This window comes from Mesorhizobium sp. WSM4814, from assembly GCF_055811595.1.
Genome location: NZ_JBVVQT010000033.1, coordinates 1 through 16,241, shown reverse-complemented (window position 1 = coordinate 16,241; position 16,241 = coordinate 1). Strand labels below are relative to the sequence as shown.

At 64.1% G+C, this 16,241-nt stretch carries 21 protein-coding genes; 6 read left to right on the top strand and 15 right to left on the bottom strand.

Going from position 1 to position 16,241, the window contains the following annotated elements; all coding sequences use genetic code 11:
- Window positions 1-3: 3 nt before the first annotated feature.
- Window positions 4-960 (bottom strand): sugar-binding transcriptional regulator, encoded by a 957-nt coding sequence (locus AC0L2V_RS29820; RefSeq protein ID WP_287059388.1) that lies wholly within the window; start codon window positions 958-960, stop codon window positions 4-6.
- A 239-nt stretch (window positions 961-1,199) separates the two neighbouring features.
- Between AC0L2V_RS29820 and AC0L2V_RS29815 the strand changes: the two genes are divergently transcribed.
- Window positions 1,200-1,832 (top strand): HAD family hydrolase, encoded by a 633-nt coding sequence (locus tag AC0L2V_RS29815; RefSeq protein WP_473507964.1) that lies wholly within the window; start codon window positions 1,200-1,202, stop codon window positions 1,830-1,832.
- A gap of 259 nt (window positions 1,833-2,091) precedes the next feature.
- Here the strand turns inward: AC0L2V_RS29815 and AC0L2V_RS29810 are convergent, their stop codons facing one another.
- From AC0L2V_RS29810 to ureC, 7 genes are all read right to left on the bottom strand, one after another.
- Window positions 2,092-2,859, bottom strand: a complete 768-nt coding sequence (locus tag AC0L2V_RS29810; RefSeq protein ID WP_473507965.1) for a class II aldolase and adducin N-terminal domain-containing protein — start codon at window positions 2,857-2,859, stop codon at window positions 2,092-2,094.
- A gap of 85 nt (window positions 2,860-2,944) precedes the next feature.
- Complete coding sequence (ureG, locus tag AC0L2V_RS29805; protein ID WP_287221321.1) at window positions 2,945-3,586, bottom strand: urease accessory protein UreG; 642 nt, start codon at window positions 3,584-3,586, stop codon at window positions 2,945-2,947.
- Window positions 3,583-4,023, bottom strand: a complete 441-nt coding sequence (locus AC0L2V_RS29800) for a DUF3995 domain-containing protein (protein ID WP_473521924.1) — start codon at window positions 4,021-4,023, stop codon at window positions 3,583-3,585. Before AC0L2V_RS29800 ends, ureG begins: the two co-directional genes overlap by 4 nt.
- A complete protein-coding gene (locus tag AC0L2V_RS29795) occupies window positions 4,020-4,691 on the bottom strand; it encodes an urease accessory protein UreF (RefSeq protein ID WP_473521932.1) in 672 nt (223 codons plus the stop codon). Before AC0L2V_RS29795 ends, AC0L2V_RS29800 begins: the two co-directional genes overlap by 4 nt.
- The gene (gene ureE, locus AC0L2V_RS29790) at window positions 4,684-5,259 is read right to left on the bottom strand and encodes an urease accessory protein UreE (protein WP_473521923.1); all 576 of its coding nucleotides are present in this window, start codon (window positions 5,257-5,259) and stop codon (window positions 4,684-4,686) included. Before ureE ends, AC0L2V_RS29795 begins: the two co-directional genes overlap by 8 nt.
- A gap of 157 nt (window positions 5,260-5,416) precedes the next feature.
- A complete protein-coding gene (locus AC0L2V_RS29785; protein ID WP_473521922.1) occupies window positions 5,417-5,905 on the bottom strand; it encodes a DUF29 domain-containing protein in 489 nt (162 codons plus the stop codon).
- Between the two features lie 106 nt (window positions 5,906-6,011).
- The gene (ureC, locus tag AC0L2V_RS29780; protein WP_473521921.1) at window positions 6,012-7,724 is read right to left on the bottom strand and encodes an urease subunit alpha; all 1,713 of its coding nucleotides are present in this window, start codon (window positions 7,722-7,724) and stop codon (window positions 6,012-6,014) included.
- 191 nt (window positions 7,725-7,915) lie between these two features.
- Here ureC and AC0L2V_RS29775 point away from each other — a divergent pair, with 191 nt between their 5' ends.
- Complete coding sequence (locus tag AC0L2V_RS29775; protein ID WP_287225221.1) at window positions 7,916-8,299, top strand: hypothetical protein; 384 nt, start codon at window positions 7,916-7,918, stop codon at window positions 8,297-8,299.
- A 126-nt stretch (window positions 8,300-8,425) separates the two neighbouring features.
- A complete protein-coding gene (locus AC0L2V_RS29770; protein WP_023801508.1) occupies window positions 8,426-8,920 on the top strand; it encodes a hypothetical protein in 495 nt (164 codons plus the stop codon).
- Window positions 8,921-8,967: 47 nt separating this feature from the next.
- Here AC0L2V_RS29770 and AC0L2V_RS29765 read toward each other — a convergent pair whose 3' ends face one another.
- The 4 genes from AC0L2V_RS29765 to AC0L2V_RS29750 form a co-directional block, all read right to left on the bottom strand.
- Complete coding sequence (locus tag AC0L2V_RS29765) at window positions 8,968-9,273, bottom strand: urease subunit beta (RefSeq protein ID WP_077374464.1); 306 nt, start codon at window positions 9,271-9,273, stop codon at window positions 8,968-8,970.
- Window positions 9,274-9,386: 113 nt separating this feature from the next.
- The gene (locus AC0L2V_RS29760) at window positions 9,387-9,644 is read right to left on the bottom strand and encodes a DUF1272 domain-containing protein (protein ID WP_091596265.1); all 258 of its coding nucleotides are present in this window, start codon (window positions 9,642-9,644) and stop codon (window positions 9,387-9,389) included.
- 40 nt (window positions 9,645-9,684) lie between these two features.
- Window positions 9,685-9,987, bottom strand: a complete 303-nt coding sequence (locus tag AC0L2V_RS29755) for an urease subunit gamma (protein WP_473521920.1) — start codon at window positions 9,985-9,987, stop codon at window positions 9,685-9,687.
- 43 nt (window positions 9,988-10,030) lie between these two features.
- Window positions 10,031-10,867 (bottom strand): urease accessory protein UreD, encoded by an 837-nt coding sequence (locus AC0L2V_RS29750; protein ID WP_473521919.1) that lies wholly within the window; start codon window positions 10,865-10,867, stop codon window positions 10,031-10,033.
- Window positions 10,868-11,240: 373 nt separating this feature from the next.
- Here AC0L2V_RS29750 and AC0L2V_RS29745 point away from each other — a divergent pair, with 373 nt between their 5' ends.
- From AC0L2V_RS29745 to AC0L2V_RS29735, 3 genes are all read left to right on the top strand, one after another.
- Window positions 11,241-11,495, top strand: coding sequence for an acyl carrier protein (locus tag AC0L2V_RS29745; protein WP_010912831.1), 255 nt, complete (start codon window positions 11,241-11,243; stop codon window positions 11,493-11,495).
- 4 nt (window positions 11,496-11,499) lie between these two features.
- Entirely contained in the window at window positions 11,500-12,708 is a 1,209-nt protein-coding gene (locus tag AC0L2V_RS29740; protein WP_473521918.1) for a beta-ketoacyl-[acyl-carrier-protein] synthase family protein, read from the top strand.
- A gap of 86 nt (window positions 12,709-12,794) precedes the next feature.
- Complete coding sequence (locus AC0L2V_RS29735) at window positions 12,795-13,499, top strand: glutathione S-transferase family protein (protein WP_473521917.1); 705 nt, start codon at window positions 12,795-12,797, stop codon at window positions 13,497-13,499.
- 29 nt (window positions 13,500-13,528) lie between these two features.
- Here the strand turns inward: AC0L2V_RS29735 and AC0L2V_RS29730 are convergent, their stop codons facing one another.
- The 3 genes from AC0L2V_RS29730 to AC0L2V_RS29720 form a co-directional block, all read right to left on the bottom strand.
- Window positions 13,529-13,915, bottom strand: a complete 387-nt coding sequence (locus AC0L2V_RS29730) for a hypothetical protein (RefSeq protein WP_473521916.1) — start codon at window positions 13,913-13,915, stop codon at window positions 13,529-13,531.
- An 88-nt stretch (window positions 13,916-14,003) separates the two neighbouring features.
- Window positions 14,004-14,624 carry a nucleoside triphosphate hydrolase gene (locus AC0L2V_RS29725; RefSeq protein ID WP_473521915.1) on the bottom strand — a complete coding sequence of 207 codons (621 nt, stop codon included), beginning with the start codon at window positions 14,622-14,624 and terminating at the stop codon, window positions 14,004-14,006.
- 316 nt (window positions 14,625-14,940) lie between these two features.
- The gene (locus tag AC0L2V_RS29720; protein ID WP_473521914.1) at window positions 14,941-16,041 is read right to left on the bottom strand and encodes a hypothetical protein; all 1,101 of its coding nucleotides are present in this window, start codon (window positions 16,039-16,041) and stop codon (window positions 14,941-14,943) included.
- Between the last annotated feature and the right edge of the window lie 200 nt (window positions 16,042-16,241).

The window sequence follows — 16,241 nt, the reverse complement described above, 5'->3', positions numbered from 1 at the left end:
AAATCAGCTGGCGGCCAACAAGGCGGCGGCGGTCCGCTCGTCGGTGATGAGGCCGTTGACCAGCCGCCGGTTCACAGCCGCAAGGATGCCCGGCAGCTTCCGCTCGCCCATGGCGAGCGCGATCACCAGCGATTTTTCGCGCGACGGCAACGATGCCGACGACACCCTGTCATTGGTGATGCCCTCGATCATCCGGCCTTCGCGATCGAACACCCAGCCGACGATCTCGGCGACGCCGCCTGCCTTTTGCAGCGCTTTCAATTCACTCTCCGAAATGAAGCCGTCCTCGTAAAGCGGCGCCTTGGGGCCGAGATCGCCGATGCCGACGAAGGTGACGTCGGCTTCCGCGGCAAGCGCCAGCGTCGGTTGGATCATCGGCTGGCTGAGCAGCATTTCTCGCTCCTGCGGCGAGGAGGCGATGACCGGCAGCGGCATCGGGAAGGAGCGAGCCTTGACCCTGTCGGCCATGGTGAAGATGACGTTGTAGAAGGCGGCCGAACCGTCGGGCGAGATGTTGCCGGTCAGCGACACCACCTTGTGCTGCGGGCATTCCATCGGCGGCAGCTGCTCGATTGCCGCCTTCAGCGTGCGGCCGGTGCCGATCGCCATGACGATCGGCGTCGGCGAGCGCAGCCGCCTCTCGATCTCGGCGGCCGCCGCCACGGCGACGCCAATAGTCGAGGAGGAAGCGGGATCGCTTGGAACCACCTCAACCAGATCGAGGGCGAAGCGCGATTTCAGCCGGGCGGCGAGGTCGAGGCAATTGGCGATCGGGTGGTCGACACGCACCTTGATCAGCCCTTCCGACACCGCCAGCGACACCAGCCGCTGCGCCGTCTGCCTTGAGATGCCGAGCGTCGAGGCGATCTGGTCCTGCGTGTTGCCGGCGACATAATAGAGCCAGCCGGCACGCGCCGCGTCGTCCAGCCTGTTGCTGCCGCTGTCCTGCCGGGAATTCAACTTGCTGCCTCCCTGCCCCCGAGCACCGAGCACTAGCACCGAGCGGGAGCGCCTTGGTTTTACCGGGGAATGCGTTTGTAAGCAATTGCCTGCAGACAGGGCAATTGCTTAGGTAAGCTCCCGGGGTGCCTGCTGGGTTCCGAGTGGATGATTATAGCCCGCAATGTTGGCGCAGCCAGGCGCGGCAGTTTATCTCGCGAGGCAAACCCTTTAAGGGATTTCGGACAAAGGAGCCTCGCATGACGCCGAAAGCGGTTTTCTGGGACATGGATGGCACGCTGGTCGACAGCGAGCCGTTGCACGAGGCGGCGCTGATAGCGGCGCTGCACAGCGTCGGCATCGCGGCGCCAACCAACCTGCATGAGCGCGTGCTCGGCATCGCCGCATGGCCGGTCTACGAGATGCTGCGCGACGAGTTCGGCCTCGACCTGCCCTTCGACGACTGGATCGTGCGCAAATACGACCATTATCTGCCGATGGCCGAGACGCTGAAGCCGCGCCCCGGCGCCATCGAGATCTACAACGAGCTGCGTGCCCTTGGCGTGGCGCAAGCGGTGGTGTCCAACTCCGACCGGCTGGTCGTCGACGCCAATCTGCGCATGGTCGGTCTTTCCCATCCCGGCATGAAGACGATCAGCCGCAACGACGTGCGCGAAGGCAAGCCGCACGCCGAACCTTTTTTGCGCGCCGCTTGGCTGGCCGGTGTCGATCCAGCCAATGCCATGGCCGTCGAGGACAGCGTGACCGGCGCCACGGCAGGACTGGCGGCGGGGATCAGGACGATCTTCTGGCCGGAAGCGCCCATGGCAGGGCCGCCCGGCGCGATCGTCATCAACAGCGCCGACGAATTGCGGGCTGAACTCGGGCTTTAAGATTGGGCTGCAACCTAGACGCGTATCCTGCAACGCCGATGATTGGTGAAACCGACGATCAGAGTGTTCTTCTCCCCGTACCTATACGGGGAGAAGTGCCCGGCAGGGCGATGAGGGGCAGCGCCGAGATTGACAAGGAAGGCGCTTTTCCAGGGCGCATCGAGATCACGGCCAGGCCGAGCACACTTTCGGGCGCTTGCGCTGCCCCTCATCCGCCTGCCGGCACCTTCTCCCCGCATAGTGACGGGGAGAAGGGCTCTCAGTTCCGATAGGTCGGCTCCTGCTCGTCGAGGATCGCCTTCAATTCGGACAGGTGCCGTTCGGCCTGACCGGGATAATCTTCCTGCTCCGCTGCTGCCTTCTCGGCGATTTCATTCGACAGGACCCGCAGCGGGCGGCCGGTCCACAGCGCCTTGATGTAGGTCTCGGCGGCGCGTTCGAAATAGAACATGCGGTTGAAGGTGTCGGCGACGGTATCGCCGATGACCAGCACGCCATGGTTGCCCATGACCATCACCTTGACCTTCGGATCGGTGAGCAGCTGCGAGCAGCGTTCGCCCTCTTCCTCGAAGGCGAGCCCACCATAATGGCCGTCGACGACGTGGCGGTTGAAGAAGATCGCCGAGTTCTGATCGATCGGCGGCAACGTCGAGTCGGCGAGCGAAGCGAGCACCGTGGCGTGGATCGAGTGCACATGCATGACGCAGCGCGCATGACGGACATTGCGATGGATGGCGCCATGCAGCCCCCATGCCGTCGGGTCGGGCGCATCCGGGCCGGAGAGCGTATCGGGATCGTTGGCGTCGATCAGCAGCAGGTCGCTCGCCTTGATGCGCGAGAAATGCACCTGGTTGGGATTCATCAGGAATTGCGAGCCGTCATCGTTGACGGCCAGCGAGAAATGATTGGCCACCGCTTCATGCATGTTGAGCCGCGCTGTCCAGCGGAAGGCGCAAGCCAGATCGACGCGCTCCTCGTAGAAGGGCAGGTTGGTCAGCATTTCCTTCTGCAGGCGGGCGATGCTCATCGAAAACCTCCGTGAAAGAAGCAAGGATGCCGTGCGCCGCCGATGCGCGCAACCGGTTTCGTTTGGTGCAGGCGAGCGCTTTGGCTTACGCCGCCGTGCTTCTGGCGGCGTCGATGCGCAGCCCGCCATGCTCGACGACAAAATCGATCACCTGCTGCAGGCCCTTGCCGCGCGACAGATCGGTAAATCCGAACGGCCGCTTGCCGCGCATGCGGGCGGCATCGCTCTCCATGACATCGAGATTGACGTTCACATAGGGGGCGAGATCGCTCTTGTTGATGACCAGGAAATCCGACCGGGTGATCGCCGGGCCGCCCTTGCGCGGGATTTCTTCGCCCTGGCAGACCGAGATGACGTAGAGCGTCAGATCGGCGAGGTCCGGGGAAAACGTGGCGGCGAGGTTGTCGCCGCCCGATTCGATGAAGACGATGTCGAGATCCGGGAATTTCCTGGTCATCTCGGCGATCGCCTGCAGATTGATCGAGGCGTCCTCGCGGATGGCGGTGTGCGGGCAGCCGCCGGTCTCGACGCCGATGATGCGATCCTCGGGCAGCGCCTGAAGCCGGGCCAGCATCATGGCGTCTTCCTTGGTATAGATGTCGTTGGTGACCACGGCGATGGAGAACTCGTCGCGCAGCGCCTTGCAGAGCTTTTCGGTGAGCGTCGTCTTGCCGGAGCCGACGGGGCCGCCGATGCCGACGCGAAGGGGACCATTGGCTTGTGTCATCCAGGGAACTCCATGATGGCTAGCACTGCAAAGCCGAGCCCTACAACCAGGCAGAGCGGCGAATAATAGCTGACATCGAGCCGCGCGAAAGGCTGTTCGGGCGCCAGCCGGCGCCACCACGGCGTGAAGCCGGCAATGCCGCGCCCCAGGAAGACCAGCGCGATGAGCAGCGCTGTCGCGGCAAGCCCGGCCTTGGGAAAGGGCGTGGCAAACACGCCTTCCAGCGCCATCGGCCACAGCGTCGCCAGGCCGAGGCAGGCGGCGACGGCGAAGCTGGCGAAGGGCGCCGGCATTTCGTCGACGCCGCGAAAGCCGACCACCGCGCGGGCGCAGGAGGCAGCGTCGCTGCCCGGCCAGATGCCGCCAATACCCCAATAGACATGCAGCGCGGTGATCAGCAACAGGACCAGCGAGAGCGCGAAGGCGAGGACGATCATGAGCGGAACAGCCGCGAATATTGCGTTTCGTGCTTCATCGCCATGACATCCGAGACGAAGGCGCAGCCGCCGAGATCGTCCAGCGTCGAGCCGGCGGCGCGAGCGGCAACGCTGAGCGCCAGCGGCTCGAAGCCGGCGAGCAGCGTGGTTGCTCCCGTCTGGCCGACGACGCCGAGCCGGATCGCGGCCTGGACGAGGTTGGAAAAGAAGGTCTGCAGGAAGGCCGACAGTGCATCGTGCAGGGCAATGGCGTTGCCACCGGCAGTTGCACCGACGGCGACGCAATAGGCGCACTCGGCCGGCAGACGGTCGAGCACCTGACACGGCCAGGCCGATGCCGCCTTCAGGAAGGCGGCGCCCTGCAGCATGGTCTCGCTGTGGCGCTCGCGCGAGCCGCCCAAGGCCTCGGCGAGGGCGGCGATCTCGGCGAGATCGCCGGCTTGGGGCGCACGCCGCCAGCTTTCGGCAAACAGCACGGCATCGTTCCAGCCCGAGCCCATCTCGACCAGCGTCTCCAGCCATGCGGCGAGGTCTTTGCTGTCGGCGACCAGGCCGGCATGCACGGCTTGTTCGAGACCATGGCTGTAGGAAAAACCGCCAACCGGGAAGGCAGGCGACAGCCACGCCATCAGCCGCAACAAAGCGACGTTGGAAGGCTGGTCAGTCATGGTCGTGCGAATGGCTGTGGGCATGCGATTCGCTATGGGCATGGGAATGCGCTTCGGCGTGGCTGTGTGCATGCGCCTCGGCATGGGCGTGACCGTGACTGTGCCCAGAATAGGCGCCGCGCAGCGGCTTGAACGGCTCGGAAACGTCGCGCACCGTGGCACCCAGGCCTTCCAGCATCGCCCTGATGACATGGTCGCGCAGGATGAGGATGCGTTCCGCTTCGATGGCGGCGGCAAGGTGGCGATTGCCGATATGCCAGGCAAGCTCGGCCAGATGGACAGGGCCGCTGGCACGGATATCGTAGAGCGGTTCCTCGGCCGCAACGATCTCGATATGGCGGCCATCCTCCAGCACCAGGCGGTCGCCATCGTTCAAGGCCGCCGGTTCGGGCAGGTCGACCAGCACTCTATCGCTACGGGCCGTTTCGATGGCGCGGCGGCGCAGATGCCGCTCGTCATGGGCCAGCACCGCACGATCGTAGGGCGCGACCGCTCCTGCCTCGCCGGCGCTCAGAACCGAGACGGCACGCGGGAATTTGGTGAAATCGGTGCGGATGTCGAGCTTCATGTAAAACTGCCTCTCCCAACAAGCGTAGCCTATCGCGTGCGCCGCCCCAATGCTGCTCAAACGATCGTGTCGAAGAGCCGCAGGATGAACGATATCTGGTAGACCAGGGCGGCGGCGACAAAGGCGATGTGAAAGCGACGGTCGCCGAAGAAGCCAGCTAATCCCGCAGGAAATCGCCCATCAATAGGGGATTGCCCGGCCAAAATCGTTCATCGAGCGCCTGCTTGCATGTGAAGGGAGGTTCGCCTGGAAAGTGGGATTTCCTGAGACCCGTTTCCCTGACCGCGACAAGCAAAGCGTCTTTATATGCATCGTCGAAAATCTGAGCGGGATATCGGCGAAGACTCGGGCTGTCCTTGATGATGTTTCTGATCCAGATGCGCTGTTCGGAAATTGACGACTGCCAACTGTGACTTCGATGGCCGGGTTGGAATTCCCATTTCAGGAGATGTGCAAGCAGCACCTCCATCCGACTGCGAATCTCTCGTTTGTCACGTCTCCCCAAGCTCTCGATCTCCTCGGCAAGATTCTCACGATCGAGGTCGGAGAAACGAGCTTCGCGCAACAATGCGCCTTGCTCGGCGCACCACTGGACGTAGTCCGCTTCGTAGGGAGTGAGGGCCCTGAGACGATCAATCCTGTTCATGAGGCCCATCATGCCGCAATTTCGAGACAATCGCAAAACGGCACGAGAGAGCCTTGGACAACTGAGCACCGAATTTGACGCCCCGCCAACAGGGCGTTTGTAGGGATCAGAACAAAAAGTATCTCTGCGCCATCGGCAGCACGGTGGCCGGCTCGCAGGTGAGCAATTCGCCGTCGGCGCGGACCTCGTAGGTTTCGGGATCGACCTCGACATGTGGGGTGGCGTCGTTGAGCACCATCGAATGCTTGCCAATGCCGCCACGGGTGTTGTCGACGGCGACCATCTGCTTGTCGACGCCGAGCCGGCCGCGCAGGCCGGCATCGAGCGCGGCTTTCGAGACAAAGGTCACCGACGAATTGGTCATCGCCTTGCCATAGGCGCCGAACATCGGCCGGTAGTGCATCGGCTGCGGTGTCGGGATCGAGGCGTTGGGATCGCCCATCGGGGCGGCCGCGATCATGCCGCCGATCAGCACCATGTCCGGTTTGACGCCGAAGAAGGCCGGGTTCCACAGCACCAGATCGGCGCGCTTGCCGACCGCCACCGAGCCGATCTCGTTCGACAGGCCGTGCGCGATGGCCGGGTTGATCGTGTATTTGGCGATGTAGCGGCGGACGCGGAAATTGTCGTTGTCGCCGGTCTCCTGCGGCAGCGAGCCGCGCTGGCGCTTCATCTTGTCGGCGGTCTGCCAGGTGCGGATCGCCACTTCGCCGACGCGACCCATCGCCTGGCTGTCCGACGAGATGATCGAGAAGGCGCCGATGTCGTGCAAAATGTCTTCGGCGGCGATGGTCTCCTTGCGGATGCGGCTTTCGGCAAAGGCGATGTCTTCGGGGATCGACGGCGACAGATGATGGCAGACCATCAGCATGTCGAGATGCTCGGCCAGCGTGTTGACGGTGTAGGGCCGGGTCGGATTGGTCGACGACGGGATGACGTTGGGCAGGCCGCAAACCTTGATGATGTCGGGCGCATGGCCGCCGCCGGCGCCTTCGGTGTGGAAGGCGTGGATGGTGCGGCCCTTGATCGCCGCCACCGTGTTCTCGACAAAGCCGGACTCGTTCAGCGTGTCGGTGTGGATCATCACCTGCACGTCATAGTTGTCGGCGACCGACAGGCAGCAGTCGATTGCCGCTGGCGTCGTGCCCCAGTCCTCGTGCAACTTAAGCGAGCAGGCGCCGCCCAGCACCATTTCTTCAAGCGCGGCCGGCAACGACGCGTTGCCCTTGCCCGACAGGCCGATGTTCATCGGGAAGGCGTCGAAGGACTGGATCATGCGCGCCAGATGCCACGGGCCCGGCGTGCAGGTCGTCGCCAGCGTGCCATGCGCCGGTCCGGTGCCGCCGCCGAGCATGGTGGTGATGCCTGACATCAGCGCTTCCTCGATCTGCTGCGGGCAGATGAAATGGATATGCGCGTCGAAGCCGCCGGCAGTGAGGATCTTGCCCTCGCCGGCGATGATCTCGGTGCCGGGCCCGATGATGATGGTGACGCCGTCTTGCATGTCCGGATTGCCGGCCTTGCCGATCGCGGCAATGCGGCCGTCGCTCAGGCCGATATCGGCCTTGAAAATGCCGTCCGAGGCATCGACGACCAGCGCATTGGTGATGACGGTGTCGACCGCGCCTTGGGCGCGGGACACCTGGCTCTGGCCCATGCCGTCGCGGATGACCTTGCCGCCGCCGAATTTCACCTCTTCGCCATGCAGGGTGAAATCCTTCTCGACCTCGATGAACAGCTCGGTATCGGCAAGCCGCACCTTGTCGCCGACGGTCGGGCCGTACATCTGCGCATAGGCGGCGCGGGTGATTCTAGCCATCAGCAATTGCTCCCGAAATACGGCCGCAAATGCGGACCCAAGATACAGCCGAGCGAAGCCCGGCCCCACATTGTCGCCATCCTATGGTCACGCAATGACCTGCTGGGCGACACCTTCCGATCCCATTTAACGTTTGAGGTGGCAGGGTCACCCCAAAACGACCGTTTGCCAATCGATGGAAAGGAAGTTTTATGCGCAAAACGATCTCTCTCGCAGCCGCCGCCACCCTGCTGCTCGCGACCGCTGCCAGCGCCCAGCAACAGCCTGCCCCGCAGCCTGCCGAGCCGCCGGCTTCGCCCGCTCCCGCAGCGCCCGGCGCTCAGCCGCAAGCGCCGGCGATCCAGACCGTCAACGTCGTCGACATCGAGACCCTGCCCAAGGAAACGCAGGCCAAGGTCAACGAAGTGATCGCCAAGCGCGGCGAGGACGGCCTGCAGAAATTGCGCAGCTCGATCGACGCGACCCCCCAAGTCAAATCCGCACTCGAAGCCAAGGGACTCACCTCCGCGCAAGTGATCGCCGCCAGCATGGACGCCAACGGCTCGCTGACCTTGATCACCAAGAAGGCGAGCTGACGACGCGCCGTGGCGGGCCGGCACGAGGCCGGCCTGCCGCATCGGGGAGGGAACCTTCGCAGGGCGGAATACGTTTCGACTTTTTGGCCTAGAACCGAGTCTCGAAAGCGGCTCCGAGAGCGAGCGATGGCGATCACCACCTTCCCCGACACCAGATGGCTGCATATGCTTGCCGCAACTGCGTTTCTTGCGGCGAGCGCTCCCCAGGCCGGGCTGAATGCGCAGGGCCTTGAAGGCCCTGAGACCCAGAACAAGATCATCGGCTCGGAGGTCGGCCAGGAAGAGACCAACACGGCTGTCGAGGCCGGCAAAGTCACTACCGCGATCGAGCGGACGCGTGAAAACATCGGCGCGGTGCGCAAGACATCCAAGCTCGACAAGGTCGACATCGTGTTCCTTACCGACGCCGCGCGCACGGAAGGCGGGCTGCCGCCGGCGATCGAAAGCAAGGTCGAGCAGCATCAGGACGACATTGCGGAACTGCGCGACGAGATCGAGGCGAACGCATTGCTGTTCAACGCCATCGACTCTCGACGCGTGCAGACCGAAGACGTTCTCGCCGTGGAATTCGACGATCCTGGCAAGGTCGTCATCTACGCGGCGGCCAAGCCGCCCGGCTGAGCCGAAACCGCGCGACGGTCTGGATCGCACAATACGACCAGGGGATCTCACAACGCGCCCATGATCTTCTGCTGGAACCCGTAGACCTCGCGCTTGCCGCCGAGCGGCACCAGGGTGACGTCGCGCTCCTGGCCGGGCTCGAAGCGCATCGCCGTGCCGGCGGCAATGTCGAGGCGCATGCCGCGCGCCTTGTCACGATCGAATTTCAGCCCCTCATTGGTCTCGAAGAAATGATAGTGGCTACCGACCTGGATCGGCCGATCGCCGCTGTTGGCCACCTTCATGGTGATGGTCGGCTGGCCCTTGTTGAGCTCGATCTCGCCGCCTGCCGTGATGATTTCGCCCGGGATCATCGCCAGCCTCACAAGACGCCGAAGCCGAGGCCGGCGGCGAGCAGCAGGATCGCCGAGAGGGACGTGCGTTTGATCGTTGCGGGGACCATAGATATGCCTTTCGCTGTCGGCCGTCACGCGGCGTTGCGGGCCGGGCCGCAGCCTTCGGCCTTGAGGACGCGCTTTGTCGAGGCGGGATATTTGTTCAGCATCGCTGCCGGCCGGATCGGGCGCGCTGAAAAATTGCCGCCGCAATTCGGGCAGACGCCGCCCAGCACATTTGCCGCGCAATCGGCGCAAAATGTGCACTCGAAGGTGCAGATCAGCGCATCCGTCGCCTCAGGCGGCAGGTCCTTGTCGCAGCATTCGCAGTTGGGGCGCAGCTCAAGCATTTTTCTCACCTCACCTTGTCGGCCCTCACCGTATCGGCCCTCACCGTATCGGTTCATGCACGGTCACCAGCTTGGTGCCGTCGGGAAACGTCGCCTCGACCTGGACGTCGTGGATCATCTCGGCGACGCCTTCCATCACCTGCGCGCGGGTGACGACGTGGGCGCCGGCCTCCATCAGCTCGGCGACCTGGCGGCCGTCGCGGGCGCCCTCGACAACGAAGTCGGTGATCAGCGCGATCGCCTCCGGGTGATTGAGCTTGACGCCGCGCTCGAGCCGCTTGCGCGCCACAATCGCCGCCATGGCGATGAGCAGCTTGTCCTTTTCCCTTGGCGTCAGGTTCATGCGTTTTCCCAGGATGGCATAGACAGGAGCGGTGTAATCGGAATCAGAGTGACCATAATTTGGGCAGACCGGCCCGTTCGTTGAGCAATTCGACAAGCGGAACCAGCCGCTTGCGGAGCTGGTAGCCGTCCTCGGCAAACAGCCTCGCAAGAAGCTTGCCATATTTTTTCACGCTCCAGACGCTGGCATCGCCCTGGCCGCCGATAATGTCCCGGGCCGGATCGAGCAAAGCCTCGACCCGCGGCGAGATCATCAGCACCGTCGCCATAGCGATGGCGCCGCCGGCCACGGCGGAACGGCCCAGAATCGCGGCAATGTCCGGCCCGATGCGGAAATCCTCGGCATGAACCAGCGCTCCGTCCTGGCTGACCCGCCAGCGGTCGTGGAAAGCGCCGTGCGCCGCGCGTTCGCCCATGGCGAGGCGGCCAAAAACGGTCGCCTCGAGCACCAGCGCCTCGGCGCCTGCGGCAAGCTCCAGGTCGAGCCTGCGGGCAAAGGCAGATCGATCAAAGACGATGGTTTCCTGTGGCAGCCAGGCGATGCGGCCGCCGGCGCCGACGGTCAGCTTGACCCGCACCTCGGCACGATCGGACGCAGCGCGGTAGATTTTCTCGCAGGCCTGGGTGGTTATGCTGGCGCAGGCGCCGGCGCCGACATCGATGTCCCAGCCAAGGCGGTCGCCGCCGGTCAGCCCGCCGGCGGTGTTGATCAGCACGGCTTCGAGCGGATCGGCCGAGACGGCCGGCATGCGGATCTTGGCGGACCCATCCTGATAAAGCCGCCGAAGCCGCGTGCGGCCGCCATCCTTCTCACAGGCAAGCCGCGCCGTGCCGGCGACGCGCTGGGCCGGCGGCACAAAGGTCAGGTCCTGTCCGATCATATCCACGGCGCCAACTTAAGCACACTCATATGGTTTGAATCCGAAATTCGCATCGCTTTGGAGCAGCGTAATGAACGAATTTCGGATTCAAAGCCATATGAGCAACTTACAGGATTCTGGCGTGGTCTGGATTTGAGGTTCCTAACCGCCGGTGCCATCAATTCGTAGGAACCTCAAATCCAGACCACGCCGGCGGCTTTGTCGACATATAGCTTGTTGCTTGACAACGTTTCGGTTTCTATAGAGGAGCCGTCTTGGTACGGTCACACAACGCCTGGCCGGATAAAAGGCGACGGTGACGGTCTGAACCTGGGGAAAAACGGGCGCCGATCCGTTGGCGCCGGGAAACGACGAGGGTTGGGGAAGGAACCGAATGGCTGACCAGCTGGCAACGGACATCATCGAGAAGATCAAGGCTCATGCCGAGCCGGGTGGCGAAGAAATCACCACCAGCACCGAACTGACCTCGCTTGGCATCCATTCGCTGGAACTGACGGAGATCATCTTCGACCTCGAGGAACAGTATGGCATCGAGATCGAGATGAACACGGTCGACGCCTGGAGCAATTTGAAGAACGTCGGCGACATGGTCGAGGCGGTTCGCGCGCTGATCGCGAAAAAAGCCTGACCGAATGCACAAGCGCGTCGTCATTACCGGCATCGGCGGCCTGTGCGGGCTCGGCACCGACGTGCCGACGATCTGGGGCGAGATGCGCGCCGGCCGTTCGGCCATCGGCCCGATCGTCAATTCGGAGCTGCATGACCTGAAAATCAGGGTCGGCTGCGAAATCAGGACGCTTCCCGAGCACGGCATCGACCGCAAGCAGGTCGTGTCGATGGACCGTTTCAGCCTGTTGGCGACGATCGCCGCGCGGGAGGCCGCGCAACAAGCCGGGCTAAGCTTGCACGCGGCCAACACCTACCGGATGGGCGCCATCGTCGGCGTCGGCGTTTGCGGCTGGGAGGCGATCGAAGAGAGCTATCGCGCCATCCTGCTCGAGGGCAAGAACCGCACCGGCATCTTCACCGTGCCGAAAGTGATGCCGGGCGCTGCGGCCGGCCATGTCAGCATGAATCTCGGCCTGCGCGGGCCGGTCTTCGGCATCACCTCGGCCTGCTCCTCGTCCAATCACGCCATTGCCTCGGCGGTCGACCAGATCAGGCTTGGCCGCGCCGACGTCATGCTCGCCGGCGGCACCGATGCGCCGCTGGTCTGGGGCATCCTGAAAGGCTGGGAGGCGCTGCGGGTGCTGGCGCCCGACACCTGCCGGCCGTTTTCGGCCGATCGCCAGGGCCTGGTGCTCGGCGAAGGCGCCGGCATGGTCGTGCTGGAAACTTTTGAGCATGCCATGGCGCGCGGCGCCACTATACTCGCCGAAATTGCCGGCGCCGGGCTTTCCGGCGATGCCTCCGACATCGTCGCGCCGACCATCGAAGGGCCGGAGGCGGCGATGCGCTTCTGCCTCGTCGATGCCAGGCTCAACCCGGAGGACATCGACTACGTCAATGCGCATGGCACCGGCACCAAGGCCAACGACCAGATCGAGACGGCGGCGATCAAGCGCGTTTTTGGCGATCATGCCCATAAACTTTCGATCTCCTCGACCAAATCGATGCATGCCCACTGCCTCGGCGCGTCGGGCGCGCTGGAGCTGATCGCCTGCGTGATGGCGATCCGCGAAGGCATCGTGCCGCCGACGGCCAATTTTCGCGAAACCGACGCCGATTGCGATCTCGACATCACCCCGAACGTGGCGCGCGAGCGCAAGGTGCGCGCGGCGATCAGCAACGGCTTCGCCTTCGGCGGCACCAATGCGGTGCTGGCGTTCAAGGCGGTCTGACGGCAACCGGATCATCCAGACACGGCGAGACGCGTCTTGCCACGCGCCACGGCGCGCTGGCGCGAAAAAAAATCCCAGGAGTTTCGATGACCGACCTGTCCGCCTTTCCGATCGCCACGCGCTGGCCGGCCAGCCATCCCGACCGCATCCAGCTCTATTCGTTCCCGACGCCGAACGGGGTAAAAGTGTCGATCGCGCTTGAGGAACTCGGCCTGCCCTACGAGGCGCATGCGGTGAACATCGGCAAGGACGAGAGCTGGACGCCGGAATTCCTGTCGCTGAACCCGAACGGCAAGATCCCGGCGATGATCGATCCGGACGGCCCGGGCGGCAAGCCGATCGGGCTGTTCGAATCCGGCGCCATCCTGCTCTACCTCTCAGACAAGACCGGAAAGCTGGTCCCGGCCGACCCGGTGCGGCGTTACGAAACGATCCAGTGGGTGTTCTTCCAGATGGCCTCGATCGGGCCGATGTTCGGGCAGGTCGGCTTCTTCCACAAATTCGCCGGACGCGAGATCGCCGACAAGCGGCCGCTGGCGCGCTATCGCGACGAATCACGGCGGCTGATCGGTGTGCTCGAGACGAGGCTAAAGGGCCGCAGCTGGATCATGGACGACGACTACACCATCGCCGATATTTCGATGCTGGGCTGGGTGCGCAATTTGATCGGTTTTTACGAGGCAAGGGAACTTGTCGGCTTCGACGATTTTTCCCATGTCGCGGCATGGCTGGAGCGCGGCCTTGCCCGGCCGGCGGTGCAGCGGGGTCTTACCATCCCCGCCAGGGGCTAGCTCAATCGGTAGCAGGCGCCGAGAACCGGCTATTTTGTCTTGGCTTTGGGTTTCGAGCCGCCCTTGCCCATGACGGAAGCGGCGAGGGATGCAGCGGTCTTAGCGGTGGCGACAACCGCGCCGGCCGCGACATTGGCCGTCGTCTTGACGGTACGCATTGCGCTGTCTGCCATCGAGCCGCCGCTTGCCGACTTCCTCGACCTGGCCGGTTTTGCCGTGGTCTTGGCTGCGGTCGGCGTCACTTTCTTCGGTGCTGCCTTGCCAAAACTGGGTTTTGCATCCTTGGAGCGGGCGGCAACGGCCGGGCCAGCGCCGGTCTTCGATTCAGTTGCCTTTGATCCAGTTGCCCTGGATCGAGTTGCCCTGCCCTTGCCGGGCGCAGGCTTTCTTGCCTTGTTTGCCATCGGAGTAGCCATCGGACAGTCTTCCTCATGTCAGCATTATTGCCGTATTCGAGATAACGGCCGGAAAGTCCTAAGGTTCCAGGCCGGCGGTCCTTGCGAATCAGGGTTGATCGCCAAGCACCAGATCGGCGGGGCGGCGGCGGGCAAGCACGCGGTCGATGTTGGGCATGTCGTTGGAAGCGATCCAGGCGCGGGCGTCATCGTCGGAGCGGCCATGCTCGTGCCATCGCTCGAGCAGCCGGCGCTCGAGCTCGGCGCGCGGCACATCGACAAAGATCGAGAAATCGAACAGCGGCGCCAGCCGCAACCACGGTTCCTCGTCAAGCAAGAGATAATTGCCTTCGACCAGGATGAACTTGGTGTCGGCGGCGATGATCGAAGCGGCCGCGCGCGACAGTTCCATGCTGCGGTCGAACACCGGAATGGCGATGTCGGGCTCGGCCGCGCGGATGCGCTTCAGCAAGGTTTCGAAGCCGGCAAAGTCAAAGGTTTCCGGAGCGCCCTTTCGCGCGCGCAGGCCGCGCTGCTCGAGCACGATATCGTCGTAATGGAAGCCGTCCATCGGCACGATTTCGGCCGTGCCTTCCGGCAGCAGCTCATGCAGTCGGGCCGACAGCGTCGACTTGCCGGCGCCCGGAGGGCCGGCGATGGCAACGACAAAGCGCCGCGCCTTGCCGGCGCGCTTGAAGATGGTGGCGGCGAGGTGAGCGGTCTCGGACATCGGAGCCTTTCTGGCCTAAGTGTTTTGGATCGCATCTTGGCGATAGTTGGCGGGAATTTCAAACGCGGGATTATTGAAGATCGACCAATTGTCGAGGTCGGCGCCGCTGCCCCTCATCCGGCCGCTTCGCGGCCACCTTCTCCCCATTGGGGAGAAGAGAGAAGCGTCGGCGCTGGCGATCTCCTCTCCCCTCGGGGAGAGGTCGGATTGCCCCGAATTGCCCTTTGCAATTCGGTTGGCAATCCGGGTGAGGGGGCAGCGCCAACGCTCGCAATAGGAGGGCTAACTCCAAGCGGAAGCGCCGCCCACAGCCCAATCAGACAGGAACGGATCGGCCGATCCGCAGGAAATCGCCGTCGAAAGCGACATCCCGCGTCGAACCGTCAGCCGCGGCAAGGCGCATACGCCCCTGCGTGGTGGTGATGTCGCGCGGCGGCTCGCCGCTGGATAACGGCAAAACGCCGATGACGTGGCGGAACGAGACGTTGCCGCCAAGCGCAAAGGCGGTTGCCACCCCTTCCCGCTTCAGCCAGTTGTCACCCAGCGACGCCGCATGGCCGAGCGCGGTGCGGCCGTCCTCGATGCCGAGCACGCCGCGATGGCGGCCGCTCCACGGCGCGTAGTCGCGCCCGCCATTGCTGATCCACAGCATGGTGACCGGCAGCTCGGCCGGGTTCTTCAGCACGAGAACGAGATCGGCTTCCGCCTTTCGCGCCAGCGCAGTCCAGCCCGGCCCGCCATGGTCGGCCTCGACCAGCGTGACGAAATCCTCTCGGCTGTGGTCCATGCGATAGTCGGTCAGGTCGAGCGTGCCGCCATCGGTGGCAGGAAAGCGCGTCAGATCGGCGGAGCGCGCCGGATAGGCGAAAAGAAAGCGGCCGCGGGCCGGATCGGGCTCGAGCGCGTCGTCCGGCGTTGTCGCAAATCGCTTCGGCGAAAAGGCCAGCCTGCCGCCGTCCTTCATCACCGTCATCGGATGGTGGGCGACGGAAATGCCGCCCGAGCCGCCGGAAAAGACATGCTCCTGGTAGAGAAAGGGATGGTCGTCGCGCAGGGTCAGGATTTTTTCGACCGTCGCGCCCAAAACCTTGTGCTGCAGCCGGAAAACGGCCCGCCAGCCATCGGCAGTCGCCGCCGAGGCGACGACATCCCAGCGGCTGTTGGCCGGCCAGCCATGCAGGGGCGCTTCCTCGACATCACTGCGTGAAAACGGCGCGCATAAAAAATCGCCGGACAGGCGAACGGTGCCCTCGGGCAGGTCTGGCGGCAGCGTCGCGCGCGGCTCGTCGACCCACGGCGCGCGATGCAGCGGTTTTAGCCGGCGCCCGTCGATATCGACCGTCATGTCGGCGAGATGGCCGACGGTGAGATCGACCGTTACCGAAATGCCCTTTGCCGTGATCGTGAGCGTATCCATGGCGCACCTGCTGATTCTGCCGGCGCCAGCAAACCCGCTCGGTGCCGGTTGCGCAAGCTGGGTGATGGGCATTTCGCATCAGAGACGCTTTTGCCTGGCCACGTACCCCTAACCCCTCCCCACTGTTTGGACTGGGGACATCGCGGACAGGTGTGCGAGGACATCGCGAACAGTTTTGCCATCCTATTGAGCAAGGGCAT

Bases quoted from the DNA above. Each gene is read 5' to 3' on its own strand.
- AC0L2V_RS29815 (WP_473507964.1), top strand. From the start codon at position 1,200: ATGACGCCGAAAGCGGTTTTCTGGGACATGGATGGCACGCTGGTCGAC.
- AC0L2V_RS29730 (WP_473521916.1), bottom strand. From the start codon at position 13,915: ATGGCTACTCCGATGGCAAACAAGGCAAGAAAGCCTGCGCCCGGCAAG.
- AC0L2V_RS29800 (WP_473521924.1), bottom strand. From the start codon at position 4,023: ATGATCGTCCTCGCCTTCGCGCTCTCGCTGGTCCTGTTGCTGATCACC.
- AC0L2V_RS29795 (WP_473521932.1), bottom strand. From the start codon at position 4,691: ATGACTGACCAGCCTTCCAACGTCGCTTTGTTGCGGCTGATGGCGTGG.
- AC0L2V_RS29775 (WP_287225221.1), top strand. From the start codon at position 7,916: ATGCGCAAAACGATCTCTCTCGCAGCCGCCGCCACCCTGCTGCTCGCG.
- AC0L2V_RS29765 (WP_077374464.1), bottom strand. From the start codon at position 9,273: ATGATCCCGGGCGAAATCATCACGGCAGGCGGCGAGATCGAGCTCAAC.
- AC0L2V_RS29740 (WP_473521918.1), top strand. From the start codon at position 11,500: ATGCACAAGCGCGTCGTCATTACCGGCATCGGCGGCCTGTGCGGGCTC.
- ureE (WP_473521923.1), bottom strand. From the start codon at position 5,259: ATGAAGCTCGACATCCGCACCGATTTCACCAAATTCCCGCGTGCCGTC.
- AC0L2V_RS29810 (WP_473507965.1), bottom strand. From the start codon at position 2,859: ATGAGCATCGCCCGCCTGCAGAAGGAAATGCTGACCAACCTGCCCTTC.
- AC0L2V_RS29725 (WP_473521915.1), bottom strand. From the start codon at position 14,624: ATGTCCGAGACCGCTCACCTCGCCGCCACCATCTTCAAGCGCGCCGGC.
- AC0L2V_RS29785 (WP_473521922.1), bottom strand. From the start codon at position 5,905: ATGAACAGGATTGATCGTCTCAGGGCCCTCACTCCCTACGAAGCGGAC.
- AC0L2V_RS29720 (WP_473521914.1), bottom strand. From the start codon at position 16,041: ATGGATACGCTCACGATCACGGCAAAGGGCATTTCGGTAACGGTCGAT.
- AC0L2V_RS29760 (WP_091596265.1), bottom strand. From the start codon at position 9,644: ATGCTTGAGCTGCGCCCCAACTGCGAATGCTGCGACAAGGACCTGCCG.
- ureG (WP_287221321.1), bottom strand. From the start codon at position 3,586: ATGACACAAGCCAATGGTCCCCTTCGCGTCGGCATCGGCGGCCCCGTC.
- AC0L2V_RS29750 (WP_473521919.1), bottom strand. From the start codon at position 10,867: ATGATCGGACAGGACCTGACCTTTGTGCCGCCGGCCCAGCGCGTCGCC.
- ureC (WP_473521921.1), bottom strand. From the start codon at position 7,724: ATGGCTAGAATCACCCGCGCCGCCTATGCGCAGATGTACGGCCCGACC.
- AC0L2V_RS29770 (WP_023801508.1), top strand. From the start codon at position 8,426: ATGGCGATCACCACCTTCCCCGACACCAGATGGCTGCATATGCTTGCC.
- AC0L2V_RS29735 (WP_473521917.1), top strand. From the start codon at position 12,795: ATGACCGACCTGTCCGCCTTTCCGATCGCCACGCGCTGGCCGGCCAGC.
- AC0L2V_RS29755 (WP_473521920.1), bottom strand. From the start codon at position 9,987: ATGAACCTGACGCCAAGGGAAAAGGACAAGCTGCTCATCGCCATGGCG.
- AC0L2V_RS29745 (WP_010912831.1), top strand. From the start codon at position 11,241: ATGGCTGACCAGCTGGCAACGGACATCATCGAGAAGATCAAGGCTCAT.